Origin of the sequence: Xanthomonas hortorum (assembly GCF_040279205.1) — a bacterium.
Classification (GTDB): Bacteria; Pseudomonadota; Gammaproteobacteria; order Xanthomonadales; family Xanthomonadaceae; genus Xanthomonas; species Xanthomonas hortorum_F.
In genome coordinates this window covers 1-206 of record NZ_JBEOLS010000156.1, presented here as the reverse complement: position 1 = coordinate 206, position 206 = coordinate 1, and the positions used below count along the sequence as shown (strand labels likewise).

At 64.6% G+C, this 206-nt stretch carries 1 protein-coding gene; it reads left to right on the top strand.

Going from position 1 to position 206, the window contains the following annotated elements; genetic code table 11:
• Positions 1–206, top strand: a 206-nt coding sequence (locus ABS769_RS22615) for a transposase (RefSeq protein ID WP_350498305.1), incomplete at both ends; no start/stop codon positions are given.

Below are 206 nucleotides of genomic sequence, written 5' to 3'. Positions count from 1 at the left end.
AAACTGATCGCCGGGCAGCTGAAGACGCTACTCACCGAGCAACCGCACCTGGCTGCGTTGAAGACGCTCAAAGGGGTCGGTCCGGTGCTGCTGGCCGTGCTGGCGTGCCGGTTACCAGAGCTTGGGACGCTCAGCGGAAAGCAGATCTCCCGATTGGTTGGCGTTGCCCCGCTCTCGCGCGACAGCGGCGCGATGCGAGGTAAACG